The organism is Acinetobacter sp. Ver3 (genome assembly GCF_000632455.1).
In the GTDB taxonomy this organism is placed as follows: domain Bacteria; phylum Pseudomonadota; class Gammaproteobacteria; order Pseudomonadales; family Moraxellaceae; genus Acinetobacter.
Map to the genome: position 1 here is coordinate 1 of NZ_JFYL01000034.1, position 25907 is coordinate 25907.

At 36.5% G+C, this 25907-nt stretch carries 25 protein-coding genes; 10 read left to right on the forward strand and 15 right to left on the reverse strand.

Features of this window, described 5'->3' with window-relative positions; genetic code table 11:
• Window positions 1-124: 124 nt before the first annotated feature.
• The 3 genes from CL42_RS09920 to CL42_RS09930 form a co-directional block, all read right to left on the reverse strand.
• Window positions 125-1162: a 3-deoxy-7-phosphoheptulonate synthase gene (locus CL42_RS09920; RefSeq protein WP_035267767.1), complete on the reverse strand. Its 1038-nt coding sequence runs from the start codon at window positions 1160-1162 to the stop codon at window positions 125-127.
• 409 nt (window positions 1163-1571) lie between these two features.
• A complete protein-coding gene (locus CL42_RS09925) occupies window positions 1572-3707 on the reverse strand; it encodes an EAL and GGDEF domain-containing protein (RefSeq protein WP_051586581.1) in 2136 nt (711 codons plus the stop codon).
• Between the two features lie 383 nt (window positions 3708-4090).
• Window positions 4091-4852, reverse strand: coding sequence for an alpha/beta fold hydrolase (locus tag CL42_RS09930; protein ID WP_035267770.1), 762 nt, complete (start codon window positions 4850-4852; stop codon window positions 4091-4093).
• 244 nt (window positions 4853-5096) lie between these two features.
• Between CL42_RS09930 and CL42_RS09935 the strand changes: the two genes are divergently transcribed.
• Window positions 5097-6302, forward strand: a complete 1206-nt coding sequence (locus CL42_RS09935; protein ID WP_035267772.1) for an aromatic amino acid transaminase — start codon at window positions 5097-5099, stop codon at window positions 6300-6302.
• 41 nt (window positions 6303-6343) lie between these two features.
• Here CL42_RS09935 and CL42_RS09940 read toward each other — a convergent pair whose 3' ends face one another.
• Complete coding sequence (locus CL42_RS09940; protein WP_035267775.1) at window positions 6344-7453, reverse strand: S-(hydroxymethyl)glutathione dehydrogenase/class III alcohol dehydrogenase; 1110 nt, start codon at window positions 7451-7453, stop codon at window positions 6344-6346.
• A gap of 201 nt (window positions 7454-7654) precedes the next feature.
• Here CL42_RS09940 and CL42_RS09945 point away from each other — a divergent pair, with 201 nt between their 5' ends.
• Both CL42_RS09945 and CL42_RS09950 read left to right on the forward strand, forming a co-directional pair.
• On the forward strand, window positions 7655-9133 hold the full coding sequence (locus CL42_RS09945; protein WP_081403272.1) for a phospholipase D family protein: 1479 nt from the start codon (window positions 7655-7657) through the stop codon (window positions 9131-9133).
• A 90-nt stretch (window positions 9134-9223) separates the two neighbouring features.
• Window positions 9224-9661 (forward strand): hypothetical protein, encoded by a 438-nt coding sequence (locus CL42_RS09950; RefSeq protein WP_035267780.1) that lies wholly within the window; start codon window positions 9224-9226, stop codon window positions 9659-9661.
• Window positions 9662-9690: 29 nt separating this feature from the next.
• On the opposite strand, the gene CL42_RS09955 is transcribed toward CL42_RS09950, so the two are convergent.
• Complete coding sequence (locus CL42_RS09955; protein ID WP_035267781.1) at window positions 9691-10278, reverse strand: uracil-DNA glycosylase family protein; 588 nt, start codon at window positions 10276-10278, stop codon at window positions 9691-9693.
• A gap of 13 nt (window positions 10279-10291) precedes the next feature.
• A complete protein-coding gene (locus tag CL42_RS09960; protein ID WP_035267784.1) occupies window positions 10292-11014 on the reverse strand; it encodes an SGNH/GDSL hydrolase family protein in 723 nt (240 codons plus the stop codon).
• Between the two features lie 154 nt (window positions 11015-11168).
• Between CL42_RS09960 and CL42_RS09965 the strand changes: the two genes are divergently transcribed.
• The gene (locus tag CL42_RS09965; protein WP_051586584.1) at window positions 11169-12539 is read left to right on the forward strand and encodes an alpha/beta hydrolase-fold protein; all 1371 of its coding nucleotides are present in this window, start codon (window positions 11169-11171) and stop codon (window positions 12537-12539) included.
• A gap of 24 nt (window positions 12540-12563) precedes the next feature.
• Here CL42_RS09965 and CL42_RS09970 read toward each other — a convergent pair whose 3' ends face one another.
• Genes CL42_RS09970 through CL42_RS09985 form a run of 4 tightly spaced genes read right to left on the reverse strand, consistent with a single transcriptional unit; the run spans window position 12564 to window position 16424 of the window.
• Complete coding sequence (locus tag CL42_RS09970; protein ID WP_035267786.1) at window positions 12564-13307, reverse strand: SDR family oxidoreductase; 744 nt, start codon at window positions 13305-13307, stop codon at window positions 12564-12566.
• A gap of 31 nt (window positions 13308-13338) precedes the next feature.
• A complete protein-coding gene (locus CL42_RS09975; protein WP_035267788.1) occupies window positions 13339-14037 on the reverse strand; it encodes a histidine phosphatase family protein in 699 nt (232 codons plus the stop codon).
• Complete coding sequence (locus tag CL42_RS09980; RefSeq protein ID WP_035267790.1) at window positions 14034-15155, reverse strand: phosphotransferase family protein; 1122 nt, start codon at window positions 15153-15155, stop codon at window positions 14034-14036. The genes CL42_RS09975 and CL42_RS09980 overlap by 4 nt, the downstream gene beginning before the upstream one ends.
• Before the next feature lie 27 nt (window positions 15156-15182).
• Entirely contained in the window at window positions 15183-16424 is a 1242-nt protein-coding gene (locus tag CL42_RS09985; RefSeq protein ID WP_035267792.1) for an acyl-CoA dehydrogenase family protein, read from the reverse strand.
• 89 nt (window positions 16425-16513) lie between these two features.
• Here CL42_RS09985 and CL42_RS09990 point away from each other — a divergent pair, with 89 nt between their 5' ends.
• The 4 genes from CL42_RS09990 (at window position 16514) to CL42_RS10005 (ending at window position 19844) form a co-directional block, all read left to right on the forward strand.
• Window positions 16514-17428 carry a LysR family transcriptional regulator gene (locus CL42_RS09990; protein WP_035267794.1) on the forward strand — a complete coding sequence of 305 codons (915 nt, stop codon included), beginning with the start codon at window positions 16514-16516 and terminating at the stop codon, window positions 17426-17428.
• Between the two features lie 106 nt (window positions 17429-17534).
• Complete coding sequence (locus CL42_RS09995) at window positions 17535-18089, forward strand: thermonuclease family protein (RefSeq protein WP_035267796.1); 555 nt, start codon at window positions 17535-17537, stop codon at window positions 18087-18089.
• Window positions 18090-18189: 100 nt separating this feature from the next.
• Entirely contained in the window at window positions 18190-18639 is a 450-nt protein-coding gene (locus CL42_RS10000; RefSeq protein ID WP_035267798.1) for a MarR family winged helix-turn-helix transcriptional regulator, read from the forward strand.
• Complete coding sequence (locus tag CL42_RS10005; RefSeq protein WP_035267800.1) at window positions 18636-19844, forward strand: MFS transporter; 1209 nt, start codon at window positions 18636-18638, stop codon at window positions 19842-19844. The genes CL42_RS10000 and CL42_RS10005 overlap by 4 nt, the downstream gene beginning before the upstream one ends.
• A 49-nt stretch (window positions 19845-19893) precedes the next feature.
• Here CL42_RS10005 and CL42_RS10010 read toward each other — a convergent pair whose 3' ends face one another.
• The 5 genes from CL42_RS10010 to CL42_RS10030 all read right to left on the reverse strand — a co-directional run bounded on the left by CL42_RS10010 (window position 19894) and on the right by CL42_RS10030 (window position 25072).
• Window positions 19894-20496, reverse strand: coding sequence for a nitroreductase family protein (locus CL42_RS10010; RefSeq protein ID WP_035267801.1), 603 nt, complete (start codon window positions 20494-20496; stop codon window positions 19894-19896).
• 244 nt (window positions 20497-20740) lie between these two features.
• Window positions 20741-21232 (reverse strand): hypothetical protein, encoded by a 492-nt coding sequence (locus tag CL42_RS10015; RefSeq protein WP_035267803.1) that lies wholly within the window; start codon window positions 21230-21232, stop codon window positions 20741-20743.
• Between the two features lie 142 nt (window positions 21233-21374).
• Complete coding sequence (locus tag CL42_RS10020; RefSeq protein ID WP_155756974.1) at window positions 21375-22313, reverse strand: DUF4760 domain-containing protein; 939 nt, start codon at window positions 22311-22313, stop codon at window positions 21375-21377.
• Between the two features lie 252 nt (window positions 22314-22565).
• Entirely contained in the window at window positions 22566-23960 is a 1395-nt protein-coding gene (gene fumC, locus CL42_RS10025) for a class II fumarate hydratase (protein ID WP_035267804.1), read from the reverse strand.
• Window positions 23961-24070: 110 nt separating this feature from the next.
• Entirely contained in the window at window positions 24071-25072 is a 1002-nt protein-coding gene (locus CL42_RS10030) for an NAD-dependent epimerase/dehydratase family protein (RefSeq protein ID WP_035267805.1), read from the reverse strand.
• A 71-nt stretch (window positions 25073-25143) separates the two neighbouring features.
• On the opposite strand from CL42_RS10030, the gene tusD reads away from it, so the two are divergent.
• Window positions 25144-25512 (forward strand): sulfurtransferase complex subunit TusD, encoded by a 369-nt coding sequence (gene tusD, locus CL42_RS10035; protein ID WP_035267807.1) that lies wholly within the window; start codon window positions 25144-25146, stop codon window positions 25510-25512.
• A gap of 44 nt (window positions 25513-25556) precedes the next feature.
• On the forward strand, window positions 25557-25907 hold the full coding sequence (locus tag CL42_RS10040) for a hypothetical protein (protein WP_035267809.1): 351 nt from the start codon (window positions 25557-25559) through the stop codon (window positions 25905-25907).

A 25907-nucleotide genomic window follows, 5' to 3' on the forward strand; every position in this document is an offset into this window, starting at 1 on the left:
ACTAATAGAAATATAAGGTTATTTCAGCTGTTTCATCAAATATTTAATGCTTTAAACAAACATTCAAATCTTAAAGGCAAAAAAAAAGAACCCATATTTCATGGGTTCTTTTTTATGAATTATATTAGGAGAGTTGTTGAGCAACATCCAAAATCAATTGCTCTGTACTTAACCAACCCAAGCATCCATCAGTCACTGATTGGCCATAAGTCATGTGATCAGAAATTTTCTGATTGCCATCGACTAAAAAGCTTTCTAGCATGACGCCACGGACTTGTGTTTGAGGTCGTTCATTCACAATTTGCTTTAATACAGCAGGTTGATTCAATGGATTTTTAGCACTATTCCCATGGCTACAATCAATAATCAAAGCTGGTAATACATGGTTATTGTTTTCTTGAATCTTTTTAATTTCAGCGAATTGGTAATTTGTACCCTGATTCGATCCACGTAAGATCAAATGTGCGTGCGGATTACCCTTTGAAGATAAAATGCTTGGAGCACCATCTTGACTTAAACCAAGAAATTGATGCGGTTGTGAAGCGGACTGAATGGCATCCAATGCAATTTGGATTGATCCATCTGTACCATTTTTGAACCCAATGCTATAAGGCATATGGCTAGATATTTCACGGTGAATTTGCGATTCGCTTGTTCTCGCCCCAATCGCGCCCCATGAAATCAAATCATCAAAATATCCTGTTGCCATTGGGCTTAAGATTTCTGTGGCCAACGGCAAACCCATTTCAGCAATTTGAATGAAGAGTGATCTAGACTGTTCAAGTCCTTTTTGCATATCTGCTGAACCATTTAAATCTGGATCATACAAGAAGCCTTTCCATCCTACAGTGGTGCGAGGTTTTTCAATATAAGTACGCATCACGATGAAAATCTGATCTTTGACTTGTTCTTGCACTTGTTTTAATTTTTGTGCGTATTCGAGGGTTGCTTTAGGATCATGAATCGAACATGGACCAGTAATGACCAATAAACGTGGATCATGACCCGCTAAAATGTCTTGTATTGTTTGGCGATGTTGACGAATTTGAAGTGAAACTATCGGACTAACAGGTAAAGTTGATTTTAGTTCTAATGGTAAGCTTAATTTTTTTTCTAAAGTATGTTGAGCCGTGGTTATAAGCTGAGAATTAATTGCATTCATCTTGAATTCCTTTGGGCAGCAATGGCCCTATCTTTTATTTGAGCGTGAGGTGTCTATTGGCTGGGTTTTGTTCTTGACTAAAATAGAACCAATAACCGTTGCTAAAATAAAAAGTATTCAATGTTTTCATGAGATGCTCCTATATTTGTTGAGATGAAAAAAAACCTGATTGGTGTTGCCAATCAGGTATAAACTTGATGGGCAACATTTTTGTTGCCCGAACGCGTCTAGGCAACTAGATGTTAAATTGCCAAAAATAATAATAAGCGTTAGTAATCAAGTGTGTCGTTTTCATCAAATTATCTAAAATATAACCTTTAAAAGTAAAATACGCATAAATAGACTGATTGACAAGCAATTTATATAAAAAATATCGTTATATTAATCATAACTCAAATATATCAATGGTTTATTGCTTATCTGTAGGAAGCCAATCTTTTATAGCACATACTTGTTTGAGCATCAGTTGCTCAGCCTCAGACTTACAAATCGCTTGGCTAAATAAAAAGCCTTGACCATATGCACAGCCAACATCCTGAAGACTTAAGAGCTGTTGGCATGTTTCGACACCTTCTGCGATCACATCCAATGACAGAATAGGTCCGAGCTTAGCAATGCCCTCTACAATTGAATTGATTGACTTCTCCTCATTCATTCGATTCACAAAAGCATAATCAATCTTGAGACAGTCGACAGGATAATCTCTTAAATGCGTCATTGAAGAATGACCGGTTCCGAAATCATCCAATGAGATTCGAAGACCATAATTTTTGAGCTTTTGTAGTGCTCGAATCACAAATTCTACTCCACGCTCAGACAGAATATGTTCTGTAATCTCAACCTCGATTAAATGAGCAGGAATTTGATGTCGTTCTAAACGTTGAATTAACAATTCTGCATAATTGTCACGCATGAATTCAACTGGAGAGGCATTAATTGAGATCGGTACAAGTTGAACGCCCTTAGACATCCAATCTGCCATGTCACTGAAAATCTTTTGATGCATGATTTCACTGATTTTACTGGCCAGCTCATAATCGTTAAACGCTTCTGAGATTGAAGCTGGATACTGAAGTTGCTGCTGTGTATCATGCCAACGCATCAAAGCCTCAAATCCGATTAGCTGACAGTTATCTAAGCGAACCTTAGGTTGATAATACGGCTCGATTAAATTGTCCTGTATGATATAGCGAGCAGTATCAAGTTGTTGCATCTTCTTTTCAGCAAGTGCAAACATTTCGTCATCATACATACGATACCCACCACGACCCTTTTCTTTAAGATCATTTAGAGCGGTATCCGCACATTTCATCAATCCGAATACATCTTGAGCATCTTTAGGATAAATGGCACATCCAATACTCATCCCACTATTAATCACTTTTCCTGCATAAGTGATGGGGGCAATATTTTGTTTAAGCACTTTCTGTGTGGTTTGATGTAATTCTTCTTCTGATGTCATCCCTGGGACAATAATTGCAAATTCATCTCCACCTAGACGTGAAACAATACACTTGCAATCCAAACTCTTTTGCAGACGTTTAGATAAGACTTTAAGTAGATGATCTCCAGCAGGATGACCTAAAGTATCGTTAATGTTTTTAAAATGATCGAGATCAATAAACATCATACCAATAAGTGTTTTTTCACGATTTGCTTGTGAAATCGCCGCTTTTAATTTATTTTTGAAGGCACGACGATTCATCAGACCAGTCAGATCATCATATTCACTGCTGATTTTTAGTTTAGCTTCGGCAACACGTTGACGGGTAATATCACGTGATACACAGAGAATACTGGTCGTATTTCCTTGTTCATCATGCACAGGTGTTAAAATATTATCCCAATACATCACAGTATCGCCGTGTGTGCTCATCCCCGCAAAACGGGCATTCTTCCCTCGAGCTGCTGTTTTAATCGCTTTTGCCCCCTGTTCACGTACTTCAGGTGGTAACAGCGTTAACCAATCTATTCCAAATTTCTTAACACGCTCTTGACCCAGTAATGCCATGCATCCAGATTTGTTCATGTGTTCAAGCTTGCCATCTGGTGTGATAATTTTTATACAGTCTACGCTGACATCGAGCATATCTGTATTGGCACGCAAGGCCTCAGCAGTTTCACGCATTTTGATTGTACGATCATGGATATTTGTGCAACTTATCATCCAATTTTGCTGGTTGGATTGAATCACCTTAGGTTCAGCAAGCATTAAGAACCAAAGATATTCACCTGATTTATTTTTTATACGACACTCTTTTTCAAATTTCTGACCGTTTTTTTGAGCATCATTCCAAATCTGATAAAGATGTTCAGCATCATCAGGATGAACAAATTTAAGCCAGTCTACGTCACGTAAGATTTGCGTATCCGCACCGATATATTGTTTAAGTGCGATATTACAATACCCTGAGTTGGTGTGACTGACCCAAATCAAATTGGGCAGTAAATCAAGTGCAAATTTAAAGTCATCTGACAGTGTTAGATGCAAAGGCACAGCTTTGGACTGTAAATGATCAGCTCTATTCAGATCCAGAATGCTCATAGTTCACCTATTTGAAAATAACAACCCATCAAAATGACGAATACAAAAATCAGCGTAAAAATTTAGAATTTAATTAATCAGTATTTAAATTTCGTTAATAATGATTATTAATCATCATTAATTTTAAAATACGTGATAATAATAACACTTAAATGGATTAAATTAATACAAATACCATTTCTGCATGATACATAATTTTTATCACTTGTGAATATTAAATAGACAAAATGCATAAAAAATAATGAAATACGACACAATAATGAATTTATTTGATAATTCGACATCTTAGAATTAAATAATTCCGATTTTAATTAAAAAAATACCTACTTATATTAAGTAGGTATCGACTAATATAAAAATAATCTAAACTTATTATTAATTTTTTATAAAAAATCTTTAATGTTCTTGATAACCTCACTTGGTTTTTCTGCATGTAACCAATGTCCAGTGCCATCAATCGTCACAAATTTAGCTTTAGGATATTGAAACCGAATAAGATCGTTATCGCGCTCGAGATTAATATAATCGGATAATTCTCCTTTTAAAAACAAAGTTTCATTCGATTGTGGATTAAGACGTTCCCATGACAAAATCTGAAAATATTGTTGTTTAAGTGCATCTAAGTTAAATAGCCACTGTCCATTGCGGAAAGATTTGAGCAGAAATTGAATAACGCCAATTTCATTAATATATTTCTGCATCAACTCGGTTGCCTCCTTTCTTGAAACAACTTGAGCTTTTTGAACTTCTTCTAAAGCTTTGAAAATTTGATCATGATGAGATTTTTGATAAGCGACGGGTGCCATATCAAGTACAATCAACTTAACTACTCGATGTGGTACAAGGTTTGCTAAGTGCATGGCAACTTTCCCCCCCATCGAATGACCAATGATGTGAAATTGTTGCACATTCATATCATCTAAAGTTTCTACAACATCTTGCGCCATGAGTTGATAACTCATTTGATTAGAATGAGGTGATAAACCGTGATTACGCAAATCAATTTGGATGACATCATGCGTTTCCTGAAATGCTCTCGCGAGCATGCCGAGGTTCGATAAACTACCAAAAAGACCATGAATCAGAACAAGAGCAGGTTGAAGTTGATTCGCATTTGATTTGGTGATCTCAGCATTTAGTCGCATATATATACTCAAATAGCTTTAAAAATGTGATTCAAATTCTAACAGTAGATTTTGTATTTTAGTGTTAGTTTAATTTTTATTTATATAATTCAGTAAATTAAAGACAATCAAAAAAATTCGGTTATAAGTAAAAGTATTGAGTTTTATAAAAATTAGTCCTGTAATTCGATCTTGTGATCGTGCGGAAATTATATATATTATCCGATTAAACTTTTTACTTTGAACATTTTAGGAAATTTAGACCATGTTTCATCATGTAGATGCTTATGCAGGTGACCCTATTCTTTCACTTATGGAAGAATATAGTAAAGATGAGCGTACTCAAAAAGTGAATTTGAGTATTGGTCTATATTATAACGAAGACAGTATTGTACCTCAGTTAAATGCGGTCAAAGCTGCGTACAAAAATATTGAACCGAGCAACGATAAAGTTAAACTTTATTTACCAATGGATGGTTTGAAATCTTATAACGAAGCGACTCAAGCATTAGTTTTAGGTCCTGATAGTCAAGCGCGTAAAGATGGTCGTGCTGTCACGATTCAAACACTTGGTGGCTCAGGTGCACTTAAAGTTGGTGCTGATTTTTTGAAAAAATATTTCCCTGAGTCAGATATCTGGGTAAGTCAGCCAACTTGGGATAACCATATCGCAATTTTTAATGGCGCTGGTATCCAATCTCATTTCTATCCTTATTTTGATGCTGATACAAATGGCGTTAACGTTCCAGCAATGCTTGAGGAATTAAAAACACTAAAAGCAAAAAGTATTGTTTTGCTTCATCCTTGCTGCCATAACCCAACTGGTGCAGATTTAACGCCAGCAGAATGGGATCAAGTGATCGAAGTACTTAAGACGAATGATCTTATTCCATTCCTTGACATCGCTTACCAAGGTTTCGGTAAAGGTCTTGAAGAAGATGCATACCTTATTCGTGCTTTAGATAAATCAGGTATGAATTTCATTGTGAGTAATTCATTCTCAAAAATCTTCTCACTGTATGGTGAGCGTGTCGGCGGCTTAACATTTGTCTGTGATGATCAAGCTACTGCTCAAAAAGTGCTTGGACAATTAAAAGCAACTGTACGCCGTATTTATTCTAGTCCAGCAAGCACAGGTGCATTGTTGGTTGAAAACGTGTTAAACAACGCAGATCTAACTGCTCAATGGCAAGCTGAATTACAAGAAATGCGTGAACGTATTATTAAAATGCGTGAATTGTTAAATGCTAAATTGAGTGCGGCTCTGCCTGAACGTGACTTTAGCTATCTAGTAAAACAACAAGGTATGTTCAGTTATACAGGTTTGACTGGCGAACAAGTGGATATTTTGAAAGATAAATATGGTATTTATTTAGTCCGTAGTGGCCGTATGTGCGCAGCAGGATTAAACTTGAATAATATTGATTATGTGGCTGAATCAATTGCAGAAGTTTTGAAAGCTACCGCTTAAAAACAAAAAAACGGGCATATCGCCCGTTTTTTATTGCCCAATTAAAAATGTACAACTGTACGGATTGATTTACCTTCGTGCATTAAGTCAAAGGCTTTATTAATGTCTTCTAGCCCCATAGTATGAGTAACAAAAGGTTCTAATTGAATGTCACCCTTCATCGCATCTTCAACCATTTTCGGTAATTGAGTACGACCTTTTACACCACCAAATGCTGTGCCCATCCATTTACGTCCAGTCACTAATTGGAATGGACGAGTTGAGATTTCTTGACCTGCACCAGCCACACCGATAATGACAGATTGCCCCCAACCACGGTGTGCACATTCAAGCGCTGAACGCATCACGCTTGTATTACCGATACACTCAAATGAATGATCTACCCCCCATCCAGTCATTTCTACAATCACTTGTTGAATAGGTTGATCATAGTCCTTAGGATTGAGGAAATCTGTAGCACCAAACTGCTCAGCCAATTTAAATTTTTCTGGATTAGTATCCACTACAATAATCCGGCCAGCTTTGGCTTGTTTAGCACCTTGAACAACTGCTAAACCAATACCACCTAAACCGAACACAGCAACAGTGTCACCTTCCTGTACTTTTGCAGTATTGTGAACCGCACCAATACCAGTCGTCACGCCACAACCCAATAAACAAACGTGTTCAGGGTTTGCTTCAGGATTAATTTTTGCTAACGATACTTCGGCAACAACTGTGTATTCACTGAATGTTGAACATCCCATATAATGGTAGATAGGTTCGCCGTTATACGAGAATCGAGTCGTTCCATCAGGCATAACACCTTTACCTTGAGTGGCACGTACAGAGACACATAAGTTTGTTTTATTTGATTTGCAGAACAAACATTCGCCACATTCTGCAGTATAAAGTGGAATGACATGATCACCTGGTTTTACACTGGTTACACCTTCACCAACTTCAACTACAATACCTGCACCTTCGTGACCCAGTACCGCAGGGAATACGCCCTCTGGGTCTTCACCAGAAAGTGTAAATGCATCAGTATGACAAACACCTGTATGCGTAATTTTCACCAATACTTCACCAGCTTGTGGTGAAGCAACATCTAATTCAACAATTTGTAATGGCTGACCTGGACCGAATGCCACCGCTGCACGTGATTTCATGATGAAAACTTCCTTTGTAAATTAAGATTTAACAGATAAGTTACAGTAACCGCTTTTGATAAAAACATTCAACTATTTGATTGATGATATTATAGCCATACAACTGAACAATAAGATTTAGGAACGACAGCTTTGATGCATATGTTGCGACATATATTGTGTTTACTCACATTCTTTATTTTAACTGGATGTAATTTGGCGATGAATACAAGTATAAAACAAGCCCCAATCCAACCTCATAGCACACATTGGCTCAGCAATACACCAGAAACAAGACGCAATATTGAACAAGGTTTAACCGCATTTTTACCACTTCATGATCCTTTTATGAGTATGGCCTCACGTGTTCACTTAATACGTGAAGCGCAACATACGATCGATTTACAGTACTATATCTGGGAAAATGATGTGATAGGTCAGCATTTATTGTCTGACCTACTCAAAGCAGCTGATCGTAATGTGAAGGTTCGACTGTTAATTGATGATCAAAATGGCACTCAACTAGACTCGACCTTAAGCGCATTGTCTGAACATCCTAATATCGAAATTAAGCTATTCAATCCCTACAAATTTCGCAGCTTTAGAGTTTTGGATTATGTGTTTCGCTTTAATAAAGTCAATCATAGAATGCATAACAAACTGATTATTGCTGACGGAGCGATTGCTGTTACTGGGGGGCGTAATATCAGTAATGAATATTTTGATGCCAGTGACAATTTTCAATTCGCGGATATGGATATTTTATTTGCAGGTCAATCAGTTTCAGCCGCAAACACGGTCTTTCACCAATTTTGGAATGATGAGCTGAGTTATGATATTCAGCAAATAATTCCTGAGTCTCAAAAAGAATTGGCGCATTTAAGATCGTATTATTCAACCAAGCAAAATTTTCAAGGTGCTGAAACTAAAAAACGTATTGATCAAGCAGAACATTTTTTAGAAGAAAATTTAAAAAAACATCCTATTCGTTGGTCTAAAGCTCATTTTGTTGCAGACAGCCCAAATAAAATCAGAGCGAAAGCTCAATCCCATGAACTGCTGTTTAATCAGTTCAAATCCATTATGGGGAAACCTGCTCAAGAAATAAACTTGGTGTCTGCCTATTTTGTTCCTACTGTTCATGGTGAGTCTTTACTCAAACAATTGAGTGAGCAGAATGTCAAAGTTCGAGTTTTAACAAACTCATATTTGGCAAATGATGTCCCGATTGTTCATGCATTTTATCAAAAATATCGAACCTCACTCTTAAGGTCAGATGTAAAACTTTACGAGTTTAAACCTTATATTGAACGGTCTTATCGGACTTGGTATGAAATTATGACGGGTAATGTTATTCCTGCGAAAGGAAAAAATGCGTCGCGGCTTCATGCTAAATTTTTTACTGTAGATGATAAAGTTTTTATTGGAACATTCAATTTTGATCCACGTTCAGCGTATTTGAATACTGAACTTGGACTGATCATTGAGTCAGCCGATTTTAAAACAGAGATATCTCAATCTTTAAATGAAAATCTTCCCAAAGTTGCCTATCAACTACATTTGGATGCACATCAAAACTTAAGATGGGAAGAACAACGAGGTGAAGAAAAGTTAATACATGATCATGACCCTGAAACGACTCGTTTTCAGAGATTTATGTTCAAGTCTTTGTCCTATCTCCCAATCGAATGGATGATGTAAATTCTTTGTTGTGACTGGTTTGTACAACCAGGATAAATTGCATTATTATTCACGTTTTATTTTTTGAACCCTTGGTTCTACTCTACTCCCATGCAATTTTTTTATCTTAGTCGACAGTATAATCTGAACGACATACTCACGCCTTTTTTATCCCTTGAAGATTTATCTCAGCATGAATGGTATTTAGCTAAAATCAGTGTTGATTATGATTGCCTTACTGATGAAGACCTAATTGAAGGTTCTATCACCTTAAAGTCTAACCATAATGTTCAAATTGAATTGGCTTGGTTAATTTTAGACAATGGTCATGAGTTACAAGTTTTGTTCAAAGGCATTGAAACCTCTGTCTCAGAGCAAACACTCGTGATTGTGAAGGGTGCCCGCTTAGTTGATGAAAAAGGACAAGAATTATCTGCTCAAGCATTATCTTTATGGATTGATGGTACTCTACTCAATATGCTTCCACATATTCGTAAAGAAATTAAATCACGTTTAAACTTGTGGGATTATGTAGATTATGATGTGTAATAAGCATCTCGATTGACTTTAACAGATTGTTAAATTAATCCAATTGACTGGAAAAGTTCACGATAGTATTCGGCTTTCTTTTCGAGAGCTAAAGGATAAGCTCTTGAAGAAGATGGCATACGATGAATTCGGATATCTTTGTTATCAAATTGCAGATCCACGACTGTACCCATTTTAACTTTAGTGTGTACAGATGCATTCATTGACTTTAATAAGGTCTCAGTTGCTTTATCACCTGTGGTCATAATATCTCGACAATATGGAATTTTTTTAAGCAATAGAAACATATCTGTCGGTGTAACGATTTCTAGAAATTGATCTGAGGCATTGTCTTTCAAACGCCGTATTTGATAGGCTGTATCAAATATTGCAATGCCCAACTCATTTAGAAAATCTTTCAGCATTTGCTCTTTGAATTGTTTATTTTCACGGTCTAGAAAATAATGAGAGTCTTGAAAAAAGATCAACCCATATATTTTCCACATATCATTTTGAAAATTCGGATAATAAAAATCCATTTTCCATCTTGCTTTCGGCGGAGGAAAACTGCCAAGCATGAGTAATTTGGCTTGTTGAGGTACAAATGGCTCAAGTGGATGTGTTTCGATATCAGTCATATCAAATTTCGGTCTAACTTTTCGATCTAAAGTGATTTTGAATAATCGAACTAATTTTTTTTGCCCAAAGCTGATAGATTTCTTTACTTGGATGAAATCCATCCTCAGCCATCTTTAAATTGAGTTGTTTATACTCATCCAAATCATATTTAACCAATTCAAATTTTGGTTGTGGTTCAATCCAATTTTCCAATTCAACATTCATTTGATGGGCATATTTTCCAAACAACCAAGCTAAAGGATTTGGTAATGCAGGAAACTCATTCATCGGTGGAACTCCAGTCGCGATAATGAGCTTGGGTGAAAATTTCTCAGCGATCAGTGAATATAATTGTTCTTGTAGGCAGATCCATTTATGTGGTGAGATGAGCTGTGTTACATCATTGACCCCTATCGAAGTTACTACAATATCAAACTGATCGTCATTAATAGCCTGTATAGTTCGAATTACATCTGAAGTACGATTTCCAGTTTTTGCAATTAATGACCAGCGAATTTGAAAATGATCTCTTAGTTCTTGTAACAATGTTCCGCTTAGCGCATCTTCTTGAAATTGCACACCCACACCAGCAGCAGCTGAATCACCTAAAATTAAAATTGATATTTGAGGGCCATTCCCAACCAAACCATTTCTTTCCCCCAAAGCTTCTGCTAAACGAGGTGTATTTTTCTTGACTTGGTAACCTTGCACAAGTAATGCTGGAATGAGTGCGATTGTCGCTAATTTAAGAAACATGTATTTGATTTTAGGTTTTGATATTTCCTATTTTAAACGATTTTTTCATATTTTCATTGCTATTTATTATTGAAAATAATTATCATTTACAATGATTAATTCAAAGCTATAATCTATGAATCATCCTATCAAATTTTTTTCTATATTGATGTTAATGAGTGCCGCAGTAAGTGCTGATCTTTCTGTAAATCATTCATTACAAGTCAGCACTCAACCTTATGCCCCTGCATGTGAAGATATGGATGCCAAAAGTAAAGTGCTTCAGCAAATCCAAAACAAGATTCAGATGCATCCTGAGCAAAAAAATCATCTCCTCGATCAATTTTGGTCGGAAATTCGTAAAAATCAAACCCCAATAATTGAAGATTTTAATGAAACACACCAACGTGTCATTTATTTATATCGTGGTGCAAAACACAATGTGCGATTAATCAGTGGTCCGAGTAATGATCATGAATGGTTAACTCGGCTTAAAGGTACTGATATTTGGTTTAAAGAAAGTATTGTCGATTCAAGATTTATCGGAAGTTATAGTTTTGCTGTGGATTCGCCGAATATCGATGGATATTTATCAAATTACTGCCCACATTTAAACCCAAATTTAAAAGAATCACGAGATCAGCGTCGATCTATTTTAAAGGTACAACAACTCGACCCTTTCAATCCTCATAAGTGGTTTGATTCTAAAAACATTGCCTTAAAAACGAATACCACGCTGAGGAATGAAAATATCGCAAAACTCAGTCGAGCGCCCAATTTTATTGATCCAACTCAAATGGCTGAAAATAGTGAAAAACAATTAGTTTCATCCGTGTTGAAAAGTAAAGTTTTGGGAAATGATCGTCTTATTCAGATTTATGCAACTCCACCTCAAGTCGGAAAATCATATATCACTCTGATTTTTTTTGATGGTGAGCAATATGCGCATTTAGTTAAAGTTCCCCAGATATTAGATCAGTTGGTTCAACAACAGCAACTCCCACCTATACAGGCTGTTTTTGTTGGACACCCAAATGATCAATTACGTGCTAAAGAACTTAGCCCCAATCCAGAATACACACAGTTTTTTCAAGAAGAATTATTGCCTTGGATGAGTCAACATTTGCCCTATCAACATGATCACAACAAAACAGTCTTATTGGGTTCAAGTTTAGGTGGTCTGAGTTCTGCTTATTTGGCGTTAAAAACATCCAATGATATTAGTCACGTCGTGCCACTTTCTGGTTCATTTTGGTGGAAATCTGATCCAAACGATACAATCAATGGTATGAGTAAACTGATCAGAGCTTCAACATTAGACAATACAAAGAAACTCAATTGGTATATTTCAGCCAATAGCTATGAAAATTCGAGACAAAATAATAGCTTAAGCATTCTAGAAACCTCTCCGATTGTCGCTCAGGATTTAATCGATCAGGGACACAATGTTCACTATCAAGAATATATAGGCGGACATTCATATGCCGTTTGGCAAATCGTCATACAAGATGCTTTGAAATATTTCTTTAAAAATAAATCCCACTAAATGTGGGATTTATAAGACGTTATTTTAACTCAGCTTATTGACGAGCTGAAGCGGTAAAACCTTCATTGCAAAACCCAATGGCAACCATGGCCACTTTGGAACATATGCTTTGACTGGTTGCTTTTCGATTGCTTCAGCTAATAGTCGTGATCCTGTGGCTTGATCGACCTCAAAAGGTAATTTTCCAGCACCTTCATTAATTTCAGTTCGAATGTAACCAGGATAAATCGTTGAAACTTTAATTGGTGTTCCAAGAAGTTCAGCTCGAATCCCTTCGGCTAAATGCGCAATTCCCGCTTTACTGGCAGCATAAGCTGTAAGATGTTTTGGCATACCACGCAAAGCACTCATCGACGAAATTACAACTAAATGTCCTGAATTTTGAGATCTAAAAATTTCGACCGCTGCTTCACATTGTGCCATCGCAGAAATAAAATTAGTTTCAACTGTTGCTTTATTAATCGAAAAATTACCTTTACCGATACGACGTCCTTCGCCCACACCAGCATTGACTATCACTCGATCGATAGTGCCTAGCTCATCTTTAAACTCTTTAAATACACGGAAGACTTGCTCATCATCCTTGACATCCAATGCCTTCGCACTTACTTTTACCTGATAGCGTTGTTCTATTTCATCTTTTAAAGCATACAACCTTTGTAAACGACGTGCACAGATCGCTAGGTTATATCCTTTTTTTGCAAACTCTTGTGCCATCCCAGCACCGATACCTGAGCTTGCACCTGTAATTAATATAGTTTTGTTCATTCCATTTTCTCTCTATGGCATATAGCCTTGATCAAATCCAAGTGAGCAAATCACGATCTTGTTCTTTTAAATAATGATGTTCATTTAAACTGAGTAATTGTGGTTCTGTACCAACCAATCTTAAGGTGGTAAAACTGGTATTGGTGATTGCCCAGTTCAATGCAAAAGTTTTGTCTGCACTTAAACCAAGTAAATGCCCTGCAACAACAGATATAACACCACCAGACGTATAAACTACGGCATAGCGAGGTTTTTCTGTTTCAAGTTGTATACATAGTTTGTTCAAGCCTTGAAGTACTCTTTGCTGAAATTGAGGCCAGCTTTCATCATAATCATGATGATGATCACCCTTGGTCCAACGTTGAATTGCACCTTCAAAAATTTTTCCTAAATATGCACGAGGATCTACCGCTTGACCAACATCTTTTTTAAGTAATGCAGGATCTGCAAAACGTGGTTCATATTTTGCAAACACTTGTTGATGATTGAACTCGTTCCAATGTGGATCGATATCAATATGACTGTCAGGAAAACACTCATTCAAAGAGATATCCGCCGTCTGCTGATGACGTTTCATCGAGCCAGCTAATACATAGGGCTGCTCTTGTATTAACTTTTGAAAATATTGCCCCAACACACGTGCTTGAACTTCACCTTTCTGAGAAAGCTGATCATAACTTTCAGCACCAAATGAAGCTTGACCATGTCTGACCAAATATATTGTCGTCATCTTGGCAGAATATCCTGTAATTTTGCGAGATAAGTTTTTGCAATTTCATTCGCTTCAAGCTTTTGTATACCTATGAGTTTTAAAGCACGAATATGTAATGCATGAATCACAATCCAAAAATCCTTAAATGCAGGATTATCCGTTTGTTTATGGTAATAACGATAATAAATTTGTTGTGCTATGACCGCTAATCTAAAGATCCCAAAAACTTCATAGAACGTCCAGTTAGATGGCTTTAGTCCCGTTTTTTCTAGGTAATAATCCACAACTTCTTTACGTGTAAACATGCCTTTAAGATGTGTAGGTTGTCGACGTGTCGATTTAAAGATCATATTGTCGTTTTCTTCAACCCAATATGCTAAGGCTGATCCTAAATCCATAAGTGGATCACCAATTGTCGCCATTTCCCAATCCAACACCCCGATGACCTCAGTAGGCTGTTGAGGATTCAAAATGACATTATCAAAACGCCAATCGTTGTGAATAATACAGTTGGTTGAATCCTCAGGAATATTGTCTTTAAGCCAATTTCGTACAAACTTAAAGGTCGGCACATTGATGGTATGGGCTTTGTCGTAGCGACTGTCCCAACCTTCGACCTGACGACGGCAGTAACCCTCACCTTTTCCAATTTGCTCAAGTGCTGTTCCTTGATAAGGAACTTGGTGCAATTCAATCAATTTGTCTAAAACATTTATACAAAGCTGATGCACATCAAATTCAGTGAGTTTTAGTTCTGGTGGAAGCTTTGCCCTTGGTATAATTCCCTCGATTCGCTGCATCACATAAAAATCGCATCCGAGTACAGATTCATCCTGACATAATGCCAGCATTTTGGGCACGACTGGATATAGATCTTTTAAAGCTTTCTGAACATTATGTTCTCGAACCATATCATGAGCAGATTTGGCTTTGGTTCCTGCGGGTGGTCTTCTTAATATCAGATCTGCATTGCTATATTTTAGCCGGTATGTCCAGTTTGAAGTTCCACCAGAATATTGTGTAACTTCTACAGGCTCAATCACTTCCACACCATTTTGATTTAACCAGTTTGTGACTGAAACGATATCGAGCTCTTCACCACGTCTGACTTGCCCTGCTGTATCTATAACTGACATATTTCTTCCTTAAATCGAGTGCTCATCTTATTGAGAATGACGAGTTGAAAAACCATGTTTCGCAAGTTCCAATTTTGCAATCATGCCTTTATGCACCTCATCTGGCCCATCTGCCAAACGTAATGCACGCGCTTGTGCAAAAAAACCTGTCAATGGCGTATCTCTAGATAGACCTGCACCGCCGTGAATTTGCATTGCCATATCGACAACTTTTTCCAAAACACTAGGTGCAACGACTTTAATTGCAGAGATTTCAGTGAGTGCAGCCATATTGCCCAGTTTATCCATTTTATATGCCGCATATAAGGTCAAAAGACGTGCTTGATCGATGGCAACACGCGCTTCCGCGACTCTTTCCAAATTACCACCAAGTTTCAAAATTTCCTTACCGAATGCTTTTCTTTGCATTCCACGATCAATCATTAATTCCAATGATTTCTCAGCAGCACCGATACAACGCATGCAATGATGAATACGTCCTGGACCAAGTCGCCCCTGTGCAATCTCAAACCCTTGACCTGCTCCACCAATAAAATGAGTGACTGGAACACGAACATTATTAAAGGTTACTTCTCCATGACCGTGTGGCGCATCATAATCACCAAATACAGGTAACATTCTTTCAATTTTTACGCCCTCAGTTTCAACTGGAACTAAAACCATTGAATGTTGTTGATGTCGACCTTTATTTGCATCTGGTGTATGTGCCATAAATATAATGATTTTTGCATTAGGATCGCCTAAACCCGAAGACCACCATTTGCGTCCATTTAAAACAATTTCGTCTCCCTCAATTACAGCAGTGGCTTGCATGTTCGTCGCATCTGAAGAAGCAACTTCTGGTTCAGTCATGCAAAATACGGATCGAATTTTTCCGTCTAAGAGAGGTTTTAACCATTGCTCTTTTTGTTGTTCTGAGCCATAGCGCCAAATTAACTCCATATTACCGCTATCTGGCGCATTACAATTGAAAACCGTAGGAGCCAATAAACTACGGCCAGTTAACTCAGCAATGTGTGCATATTCTTGAACTGTTAAACCTTGACCAAATTCTGGGTCTGGTAAAAAAAGATTCCACAAATTTTGCGATTTAGCTTTATGTTTGAGTACTTCAAGTTCTGCTGGCCACATCCATGATGTCCAATCATCACTTGAATTTAATTGATGAGCTTTATGCCAAAATTCTTGTTCTATAGGCTCTATTTCGTCTTGAATAAAGCGTTGTGCTAAATCATAAAAGTGTTTAGCTTTTTCCGTTAATTGAAACATTAATCCCTCGAACTATATTCTCTTCACGCTTTACATCAACATAGCTTGAAACCTACTATGAATGAAATGATTTATTTAAATATTACTTTATGAATAGAATTCATCAGGAGTCTGTGGATCTGAGCGCTTTTTCACACATTGATATCAATCTATATCCATTATTTATTGCGATATACGAACATCAAAGTATTACTAAAGCCGCAAATTTGATGTGTATTACACAATCTGCAGCCAGTCACGCTTTACAGCGATTAAGATTACAATTGAAAGATGATCTTTTTATCCGAAGTGGTATAAAGATGGTTGCGACACCCTTTTCACATCAAATTTATCCACGAATAAAAGAAACATTAATCGCAATTCAGCATATCTCGACTCATCATATATCTTTTGATCCACTGACGATTCAATCTATTCGTATAGCAATTCATGATGAAATTGAGCCTTTAATTTTTCCGCAGTTAATCCGTCATTTTCGTGATTTAGGACTAGCGACACGGTTTCAAAGTATCAAATTAGATCGAACTAATTGGGCAAAAGATTTATTGTCACAGCAACTTGATTTAGTGGTCGATCTTCAACAGAAAGTTGATGAGAAAATTTATTTTAACCCTTTAGTGAATGATCGCTTTGTCATATGTGGTTTGACAACCATCGAAAATTTAGAACAATACAAACATGCCCAACATATTGGTGTTTCATCAAGGCATTCTGGTGTGCTTATTGAAGATTTACATTTTAAAAAGTTGAATATTCAACGTGATATTTTTTTACGCTGTCAACACTATTCAACAGCACTACAAATTTTGAAGGAGTATCCTGACACATTGCTAACCTTACCTTTTAGTATTTTAAAAAATTTGAAATTACCTCAAGATTTAAAAATTTCTGAACTTCCTGTTGAATTTCCTTTAATGAAAATGGGAATTTATTGGAATTCACAATTAGCATCACATCAAAAGTTTGAATATTTAATTTCAGAAATTAATAAAATTTTTGCTTAGGCTATTTAGTTGAAAATCTGTGTGAACACCATCTGTTCAATATTGAATCAAACACTCACTTCGAGTTGATTTATCATATTAATGCTTGTTTTCTCTTGTATTTTCTATGTTTGATCAACTCCCTGCATCATGGCTCATTGGGCTTGGTGCAATTTTATGCTTGTTACTTCTTATTATCTTCAGACAAATATGGATTTATCTTCTTCAAGTATTTAAACCTTTTAAAAAAGGAAAAACTTATTGGTGCCGTGTTACAGCGGTGAGTGATGGTGACACCCTCTCCTGCCATCGTTTGAATTTAAGGCGTTCTAAAACTAAATTACGCTTTGCTTTTGTAGATGCGCCTGAATCTAATCAAAGTTACGGGCTTGAATCCCAACGCTTAGTTAAGAAAATGGTTCAAGGTAAAATTGTTCGTGTAAAAATCACGGATATAGATCGTTATGGACGTTGCGTGGGTGTGGTCTACCGCTATCGCAAGAATATGAATGAAGAATTAGTGAGGCGTGGTGGTGCGTGGGTTTACGAAGAATACATACGTGATCCAAAGCAATTAAAATATATGATCTCGCTACAAGATAGTGCAAAACGCAATAAACGAGGTCTCTGGCGCGGGACCCGTCCTATTCGACCAAGTACTTTTAGAAAACAAAAAAACTAATATTTTCAGTACCCTGATTATCAATAAGTGCATTACGCTTGATTCGTCTAATAATTGAGCGTAAATTCAAGCCAATAAACTAGTTAGCTTGGTTAACTATATGCAAAACTCTCCCAAATTCCGTGTCGTATTGCTGCGAAGTGCGCGACTCTTTAGTGATCGTTTAAATGATATCTTGGCTCAATACCAACTGAACTATTCAATGTGGCAGTTGATTTATCATATCTATGATCATGACTCCATCACTTCAATTGATTTGGCTCATGAACTCAATGTATCTAAACCATCAATTGCAAAACGCATTAATACTTTACATAAATTAGATGTTATTCAGTTTTTAGAATCATCTGATAAACGCCAAAAATTAATTCAATTAACCGAAAAAGGTAGAGATCTTTATCAAATTTGTACAATTCAGATTGATCAATTTGAACAACAGTTTTTGAATCAAGTAAATCCTGAAGACATTGCTCAAAGTGCTGGGACACTTCAACTGTTTTTGTCTATTTTAGAGCGTGATAAAAGCTTAAATATCGTGGAGGAGTTATGAGTACTTCCTCAAATCAAGTTAATCAGCCTCTTTGGACACGTAACTTTATTTTGGTCAGTTTAATTAACTTTCAATTGGTATTGACTTTTTATCTTCTCGTCATTGTCATTGTGGGATTTTCGATAGCAGAACTTGGAGCGACGACGGCGCAGGCTGGTTTAGTATCAGGACTTTTTATTGTGGGTACACTGATTGGTCGTTTATTGGTGGCTAAGTTCCTCGTTAAATTCGGTTCTAAAGTCACCATGCTGGTCGGACTCACTGGATTTCTCATATTTTCAGGCTTTTATTTTCTCCATTTAGAGGTTGGAGCTTTATTAATCGTTCGATTCTTGCATGGCTTTATGATGGGGGTTGCCTCCACCGTATTTGGCACAATTATCGCTCAAATTATTCCAGCTACTCGTCGTGGTGAAGGTATAGGTTACTACAGTATGAGTAGTACTTTAGGAACTGCAATTGGACCATTTTTGGCAATCTGGCTAATGCTTCATGTCAGTTACAACATTATTTTTGCCCTATCTTCAATCCTTGCAGTTTTATGTTTAATTACAGCTTTATTTATTCAAGTTCCTCAATTGCAACAGGTTTCGTCTATACCTGATCAGGCCCATACTCAAAATAGTTTTCTATCTCAATATATTGAAAAGAGCGCCTTACCCATTGCTCTGATCATGTTGGTAAGCTCCCTCTTTTACTCTGGTGTTCTATCGTTTATTAATTTTTATGCCAAAGAAATTGATCTGGTTGAAGCAGCATCATTTTTCTTTCTCATTTATGCGTTGACGATTCTGCTCTCTCGTCCTATTACGGGACCACTGATGGATAAAAAAGGCGAAAATATAATTATGTATCCGGCCTTTCTCATTATGGCACTTGCATTCTTCTTGTTGAGCCAAGCTAACAGTTCGGGCCTTTTGTTGATTTGCGCAGGATTATTAGGTTTAGGCTACGGTAATATCCAGTCAATTTGCCAAACGATTGCAGTGAAAAGTACTAGTTTGGAACGAATGGGATTTGCAACCTCAACTTATTTTATCTTTTTAGATGCAGGTTTGGGATTCGGTCCTTTTTTCTTAGGTTTAGCTTTAGATTTGATCAGTTACCAACAACTCTATTTATATAGTGCTATGGGTACTTTATTTTGCATTGTCTTATATTATGTATTACATGGGAATAAAGTTAGAAATATGAATATTGCTTAGGCTATTTATGGGTTTAAAAAAAGCACTCCAATGAGTGCTTTTCCATATTTTATTTAAACATTTTAAAACGTGTGGCGTCGTCAATATAGCCTTTATCGAAAGCCTCTCCTTCTTTAGATCCAAATACCAATTGTGCGCGTAGTTTCCACGAAGCCGGTACAGCCCATTCAGATTGGACTTGATCATCTACAATCGGATTATAATGTTGAAGGTTTGCACCTAAACCTTCTGTATGCAAAGCTGTCCAAACCGCAAACTGTGCCATTGCTGTTGAATGTTCCGCCCAAATTGGAAAGTTTTCCGCATACGAAGGATATTTCTCTTGTAAGTCAGTGATCGTATCCATTTCTTCGAAAAATAATACAGTGCCTATGCCTGCAGCAAAGCTATCCATTTTTGCAGAAGTTTTTGCTGCACTCGCCTCGTCCTTTGCATATGACTTTAGCTTCTCTTTCACAAAGCCCCAAAATTTTTCATGTTCAGCGTTAAATAAAATTACAGCGCGCGAAGATTGAGAGTTAAAAGATGATGGGCTTTGTTTAATCGCATGCTGAATAAGATCTGTTAAGTACTCAGGAGATTGTTCAACTGCTTTTCCTAAAGCATAAATCGTACGGCGTTTTTGAATTAAAACTAAAAATTGATTCGACATTTTCTGAAATCCTTTGGTATTTCCTCGGGGAAATACGATACTATGACCTTTAATTCATTAGAAATACTTAACCAAAGATTAAATATTCAACAAATCAAATATGTTGTAGTGTTACATTAAGCATTTATCAGACCAACATCTATCCATTTTGAACCCTAATTCGAAGATTTGATTTTATTCGTATTTTTTTACCCAATAGTAAAAAGCCCTCCATGATAGAGGGCTTTTCTTGGTATATGTAAGCTTAAAATTTAGCTTCAAGAACCTGAGCCGATACTTGGTTTTTCCATAGGGAGCGTAAGGTTGGCAAATAGAATTTTTCACCTAACTCCACTAATTCAGCATCAATCGCCGTATGGACTTCATGCATGAACAAATAGTCTAAATCTACCGTACTGAGCTTAGGTTGTTCTTTAGAAAACTTCGCTCTTTTTTGTTGAGCAGTTTTTACTAGCTGATCTGCAAATTCACGATTTTTGAATTGTGTAATAGCATTCAGACGCAGTTCAATCACACCCCAACCTGTCAGTAGCAGTTTGAAGGTTTCAAAATCTTTTGTTGTTGATTCCCATGTCATGTCTTCTAGATTTTCATCTTTAGGTAGAACAGGAAGTAGTAATTCCATAATACTTGGGAAGATTTTTTTAAAGTTAAGAATAAATTTAACAGGATGTTCACCTGGATAATCTTGAAATTGAACATTTTTTTGAACATCTGTTAAATATATATCGAGCATTGAAAATTTCCGTAGATTGGCTGTCTTAAGTCTAAGATAAGAACTTTGATACAACAGCAATTAAAAGCAATGCGTATTTTAACAATTGTGACGAGTTAATCAATCTCATAATAATTACATGACTATGTGATGAAGTTTTTACTTATTTTTTTAATGTTTTGCAGTTATCGCATAATAAATCTTCCTCTGTTGAATATTTCGTTAATTTCTCTATTAATCTCATGATAGCTATCATTATTAGCCACCCTGAGCCCGTTAAAATTGTTAATGTAATGTTCCGAAGATTATTAAATTTATGTTTCTTTCTATTCTGAACTTCATCATCAATACCTTGCTTACAATTGATACATTCTGGTTTTTTGTTCTCTTCCCACCTTTTATGCAAAATTTCGAGTTGATTGTAAATTTTAGGACTATCAATCTCTCTTAAATATTCAATTACAGGTTGGAAGAGATTGTAATTAGCTTTAAGTATTGATTTGAAACTACTTTTTATTAAGTCTTCATCTAAGTTGTTATGTCTGATTCCAATTGCTACAAATTCCAAAAAATTTAATAAATATGTTACAGCCGATTTTTCCTCATCTTCCAATGAATTAAATTTTTCTCTAGTCAATTGCACTTTATCTTTCGACTCTACGTTTTGATCCTTCCCCAAATTCCTTCTTATTTTGGTTGCAATATCAACCTTAGCAATATACGCAGTAGAATTCCTACTATTCATCAATACTTGTACTGAATGACTTCTTATAGTGTTTATAATTTGCACCCTTGAAGTAAAAATCCAACCAAAAACGGCAGCTATAGCTGCTAAAACCGTAACTAATGCTGTCGTTTTAAACTGCCCATCTGTATTTTCTATATCAAAATTTAGAAATTTATAATCTTCAAAAAAACTTTTCCAAATTAATATTTCTACAAACGTGATACCTAATAAAATTAAGATGAGAAGGAGTTGATTACTACTTCTAATCTTAATAAAGAAATTATCTCTACGATAAATATAAAAATAAGCAATTACAGTGACATATGGAATAATCAAAAGATAAGTATAAAAGTAATTCAATTTTATTTTACTCAAAAATAAAGCACCCTAATGGATGCTTTATTACACAAATTTAAATGAGTCTCAACCTAATCCATAGCCTTCTTCAAGGATTAGACGAGCTTTATAATTATTCATGATTGTCTCCTTTATAAAAGCCTTAAGTGACGTATGAAAGGTCGTTATATAAATAGTATTCTGAAATGAATAATTGGTCAATATATTAAAGACAGTTGCTTGTCAATATATGTTATCAACATTCAAATCATAAAATTCACCAAATCAAAATCACTTCACATTAGGTGAAACCATATTCTCAGGTACAACGACTTCATCAAACTGCTCAGCTGTGACTAAATTCAGCTCTACAGCAACTTGTTTCAGAGTCTTTCCTTCCTTGTAGGCAGTTTTCGCAACCTTAGCCGCGTTTTCATAACCAATCACAGGATTCAATGCAGTAACTAACATCAACGAGTTATGCAAGAAATAATCGATCTTATCTTGGTTTGGCTCAATCCCCACAGCACAATGCTCATTAAAGCTATTACATGCATCACCTAGCAGTTGAATTGATTGCAGTAAATTATAAGCAATAACCGGCATAAAAACATTTAGTTCAAAATTACCTGAAGCACCAGCGATATTAATTGTCGTGTCATTACCCAAAACCTGCGCAACAACCATCGTCATAGCTTCACTTTGAGTAGGATTCACCTTACCTGGCATAATACTCGAACCTGGTTCATTTTCAGGAATACGAATCTCCCCAAAACCACAACGAGGACCACTCGCTAACCAACGAATATCATTGGCAATCTTATTTAAACTCGCAGCAAGTGTTTTCAGTGCGCCAGAAGCAAATACTGCAGCATCACGCCCTGCTAGTGCTTCAAACTTATTTGGTGCAGTCACAAAAGGTAAACCCGTAAGCTCAGCCAATTTTTTTGCTGCATTTATAGCATAATCAGGATGAGCATTTAGACCTGTACCGACAGCTGTACCACCTAATGGCAATTCATATAACCCTTCTAAAGCTTGCTCTAGACGCTTTAATCCATGATCGAGTTGGGATACGTAACCACTGAATTCCTGGCCTAAAGTTAACGGCGTTGCATCTTGTAAATGTGTACGCCCAATCTTAACGATATTTGAAAATTCTTGAGACTTCTGATGTAAAGTTTCACGTAAAGCTTGAACTGCTGGAATCAGTAACTCATTGATCTGTAAACTAGCAGCGACATGAATCGCTGTTGGAAACGAATCATTTGTAGATTGAGCTCGATTAACATGATCATTTGGATGAACGGGTTTCTGTGCTCCAAGCGGATTACCCAGTTTTTGATTCGCAATATTTGCAATGACTTCATTACAGTTCATATTACTTTGAGTACCAGAACCTGTTTGCCATACCACTAATGGAAATTGACTGTCCCATTGCCCCGTAATCACTTCTTCTGCAGCACCCACAATATAATTCGCCAATTCAGCAGGAATCTGATTTAACTCAGCATTAGTAAGTGCAGCCGCTTTTTTGACCAGCCCCATACCACGGATCATCGCACGAGGAAGTCGCTCACCACCAATTTTGAAATTTTGCAAACTGCGCTGGGTTTGAGCCCCCCACATCGCATCACTTGGTACTTCTACATCACCCATCGTGTCGTGTTCTATACGTGTTTGCATATCAGCCTCAAATATTTCGCTATTTCTTGGAAGAATCATGTTTGATTCGGATTCATCCACCGTTGATTTGATGCTAATCAAAAAAACCATAAATGTAAATGATTATCATTTTAATTATTAAAGGTGCTTTGATAGTATCGCCATTGATCTTCAATCATTTGTTCTAGTGATCGATGTGCTTTCCATTTCAATAATTCAAATGCTTTTAAACTATTCGAACCAATTTGATCTAATTCTTGGAAAACATAATCAGTTTCCTCAGTTCTAATTTTTGTTTCAGTCACTTTTTCTACCGTATTGATCAAGTTTTGAATTGAACTTGGCTGACCTGCGATATCAAATGCTTCGCACGTTGATCTTTGATTAAATAACCACTTTAAAGTTGCAATGACAGCCTCACACACATCAATGACATGCACAAAACTTCGTTCAACCGTTTGGTCTTTTGTCTTGGCATTCTTTTGTAATTGAATGGAATCGCGCTGCATGGCTGCGACTTGTAACACCAAAGGCAAAATATTTTTAGGTAAAGGGGCAACCACTTCACCCAAAACTCCATGTTCAAAAGCACCAGCTACATTTGCTAGTCTCAGGATCGCAATACTCCATTCTTCGTCCGTTTTAGAGGTATCACGGATGATCTCTTCAATCATTTGCTGGGATTTAATATAAGGGTTTGGATTGGCAAAATTGAGAGGATATTCTTCATTTAAATTCAAACTCGAAGTGCCATAAACTGCCATACTTGAAAGATGCAATAATGTTCGTACACCAGTTCGTTGCATTGCACGCATCAGACTCATAATGCAACTGACATTATCATTATAATATTCAAGTGGTTTTAAGCGAGATTCCTCTAAAGACTTAAATCCTGCAGTATGTATAACAGCACGGATTGAGTACTGCTCAAAAACTTTATTCAGAGCAGGCGTATTTCTAACATCTAGCTTTACAAAAGGTACATACATCCCAGAAATGTATTCAAGACGTTCAAGCGTTTGTAAATTCGCATTGGCAAGATTATCTACAATGACGACTTCTTGACCATGTGCCAATAAGCTTAAAACAACGTGTGAACCTATAAAGCCTAATCCACCTGTCACTAAAATCATTGTATACTACCTTTTTGTTTAAAAGCCTGAACAAGCTATTTTCAGTTTGATCACCCTATGCGAAGTTTTAAATGAGTACGTTATTACTAATTACCTCGGCACCTAGCTCAATCCATGCTTGGCATGCATTAGGACTCGCACAATCATTGCAAGCGAAAGGCGAAATTTTTCGAGTTTTCTTTTATCAAGACGGCGTTCAAGTTGCAAACAACTTACAGTGGTCGCCAGATGATCAAAGAAGTCTCACACAAGAGTGGCAAAAATTAAATATCAAACTTCCTGTTTGCGTAAGTGCTGCCCTAGCACGTGGAATCACTGATGCTGAAAATGCTCAACGCCATCACATTGAGTCCCATAATCTGGCTGAAGGTTTTCAGCTGGTAGGACTCGGTGAATTGGCAGATGCTGTCTCATCTTCAGCACGTCTAGTTCAATTCTAAATTATTCATTTTTCATTGATTGTTGCAATTGAAAGGTAAATTGTGTGAAATCTGTACTGGTTATATTAACCCAATCAAATCTCAACTCGCTACAAGTTCATGAGAGCCTTTCTGCAACCATGGTTTTAGCAACTTTTGGCGCTGAAGTAAAAGTTTTATTGCAAGGCGCAGCCTTAAGTTTACTCCGTTCCGAATTAAGCTTCGAACCCATTAAACATGCGTTTAAACTGGCTTCCAACCTCGTCGATAGCTTTGAGTTTTATGATCTAAGCCCTATTTTGGTTGAATCCAATCAACAAGATAATCCCTTTGTTCAACATACTACGCATGAAATTAAATTTATTGAATTTAATAAAGAGTTAATTCAAAGCTTTGACCATGTACTGTATTGGTAA

Coding starts and splice junctions, on each gene's coding strand:
- CL42_RS10000 (WP_035267798.1), top strand. CDS start 18,190: ATGCAAAACTCTCCCAAATTCCGTGTCGTATTGCTGCGAAGTGCGCGA.
- CL42_RS09985 (WP_035267792.1), bottom strand. CDS start 16,424: ATGTTTCAATTAACGGAAAAAGCTAAACACTTTTATGATTTAGCACAA.
- CL42_RS09925 (WP_051586581.1), bottom strand. CDS start 3,707: ATGAGCATTCTGGATCTGAATAGAGCTGATCATTTACAGTCCAAAGCT.
- CL42_RS09965 (WP_051586584.1), top strand. CDS start 11,169: ATGAGTGCCGCAGTAAGTGCTGATCTTTCTGTAAATCATTCATTACAA.
- CL42_RS09980 (WP_035267790.1), bottom strand. CDS start 15,155: ATGTCAGTTATAGATACAGCAGGGCAAGTCAGACGTGGTGAAGAGCTC.
- CL42_RS10030 (WP_035267805.1), bottom strand. CDS start 25,072: ATGATTTTAGTGACAGGTGGATTAGGCTTTATAGGTTCACACGTTGTT.
- CL42_RS10010 (WP_035267801.1), bottom strand. CDS start 20,496: ATGTCGAATCAATTTTTAGTTTTAATTCAAAAACGCCGTACGATTTAT.
- fumC (WP_035267804.1), bottom strand. CDS start 23,960: ATGCAAACACGTATAGAACACGACACGATGGGTGATGTAGAAGTACCA.
- CL42_RS09960 (WP_035267784.1), bottom strand. CDS start 11,014: ATGTTTCTTAAATTAGCGACAATCGCACTCATTCCAGCATTACTTGTG.
- CL42_RS09940 (WP_035267775.1), bottom strand. CDS start 7,453: ATGAAATCACGTGCAGCGGTGGCATTCGGTCCAGGTCAGCCATTACAA.
- CL42_RS10005 (WP_035267800.1), top strand. CDS start 18,636: ATGAGTACTTCCTCAAATCAAGTTAATCAGCCTCTTTGGACACGTAAC.
- CL42_RS09920 (WP_035267767.1), bottom strand. CDS start 1,162: ATGAATGCAATTAATTCTCAGCTTATAACCACGGCTCAACATACTTTA.
- CL42_RS09955 (WP_035267781.1), bottom strand. CDS start 10,278: ATGACTGATATCGAAACACATCCACTTGAGCCATTTGTACCTCAACAA.
- CL42_RS09970 (WP_035267786.1), bottom strand. CDS start 13,307: ATGAACAAAACTATATTAATTACAGGTGCAAGCTCAGGTATCGGTGCT.
- tusD (WP_035267807.1), top strand. CDS start 25,144: ATGAGTACGTTATTACTAATTACCTCGGCACCTAGCTCAATCCATGCT.
- CL42_RS09930 (WP_035267770.1), bottom strand. CDS start 4,852: ATGCGACTAAATGCTGAGATCACCAAATCAAATGCGAATCAACTTCAA.
- CL42_RS09950 (WP_035267780.1), top strand. CDS start 9,224: ATGCAATTTTTTTATCTTAGTCGACAGTATAATCTGAACGACATACTC.
- CL42_RS10015 (WP_035267803.1), bottom strand. CDS start 21,232: ATGCTCGATATATATTTAACAGATGTTCAAAAAAATGTTCAATTTCAA.
- CL42_RS09995 (WP_035267796.1), top strand. CDS start 17,535: ATGTTTGATCAACTCCCTGCATCATGGCTCATTGGGCTTGGTGCAATT.
- CL42_RS09990 (WP_035267794.1), top strand. CDS start 16,514: ATGAATAGAATTCATCAGGAGTCTGTGGATCTGAGCGCTTTTTCACAC.
- CL42_RS09975 (WP_035267788.1), bottom strand. CDS start 14,037: ATGACGACAATATATTTGGTCAGACATGGTCAAGCTTCATTTGGTGCT.
- CL42_RS09945 (WP_081403272.1), top strand. CDS start 7,655: ATGAATACAAGTATAAAACAAGCCCCAATCCAACCTCATAGCACACAT.
- CL42_RS09935 (WP_035267772.1), top strand. CDS start 5,097: ATGTTTCATCATGTAGATGCTTATGCAGGTGACCCTATTCTTTCACTT.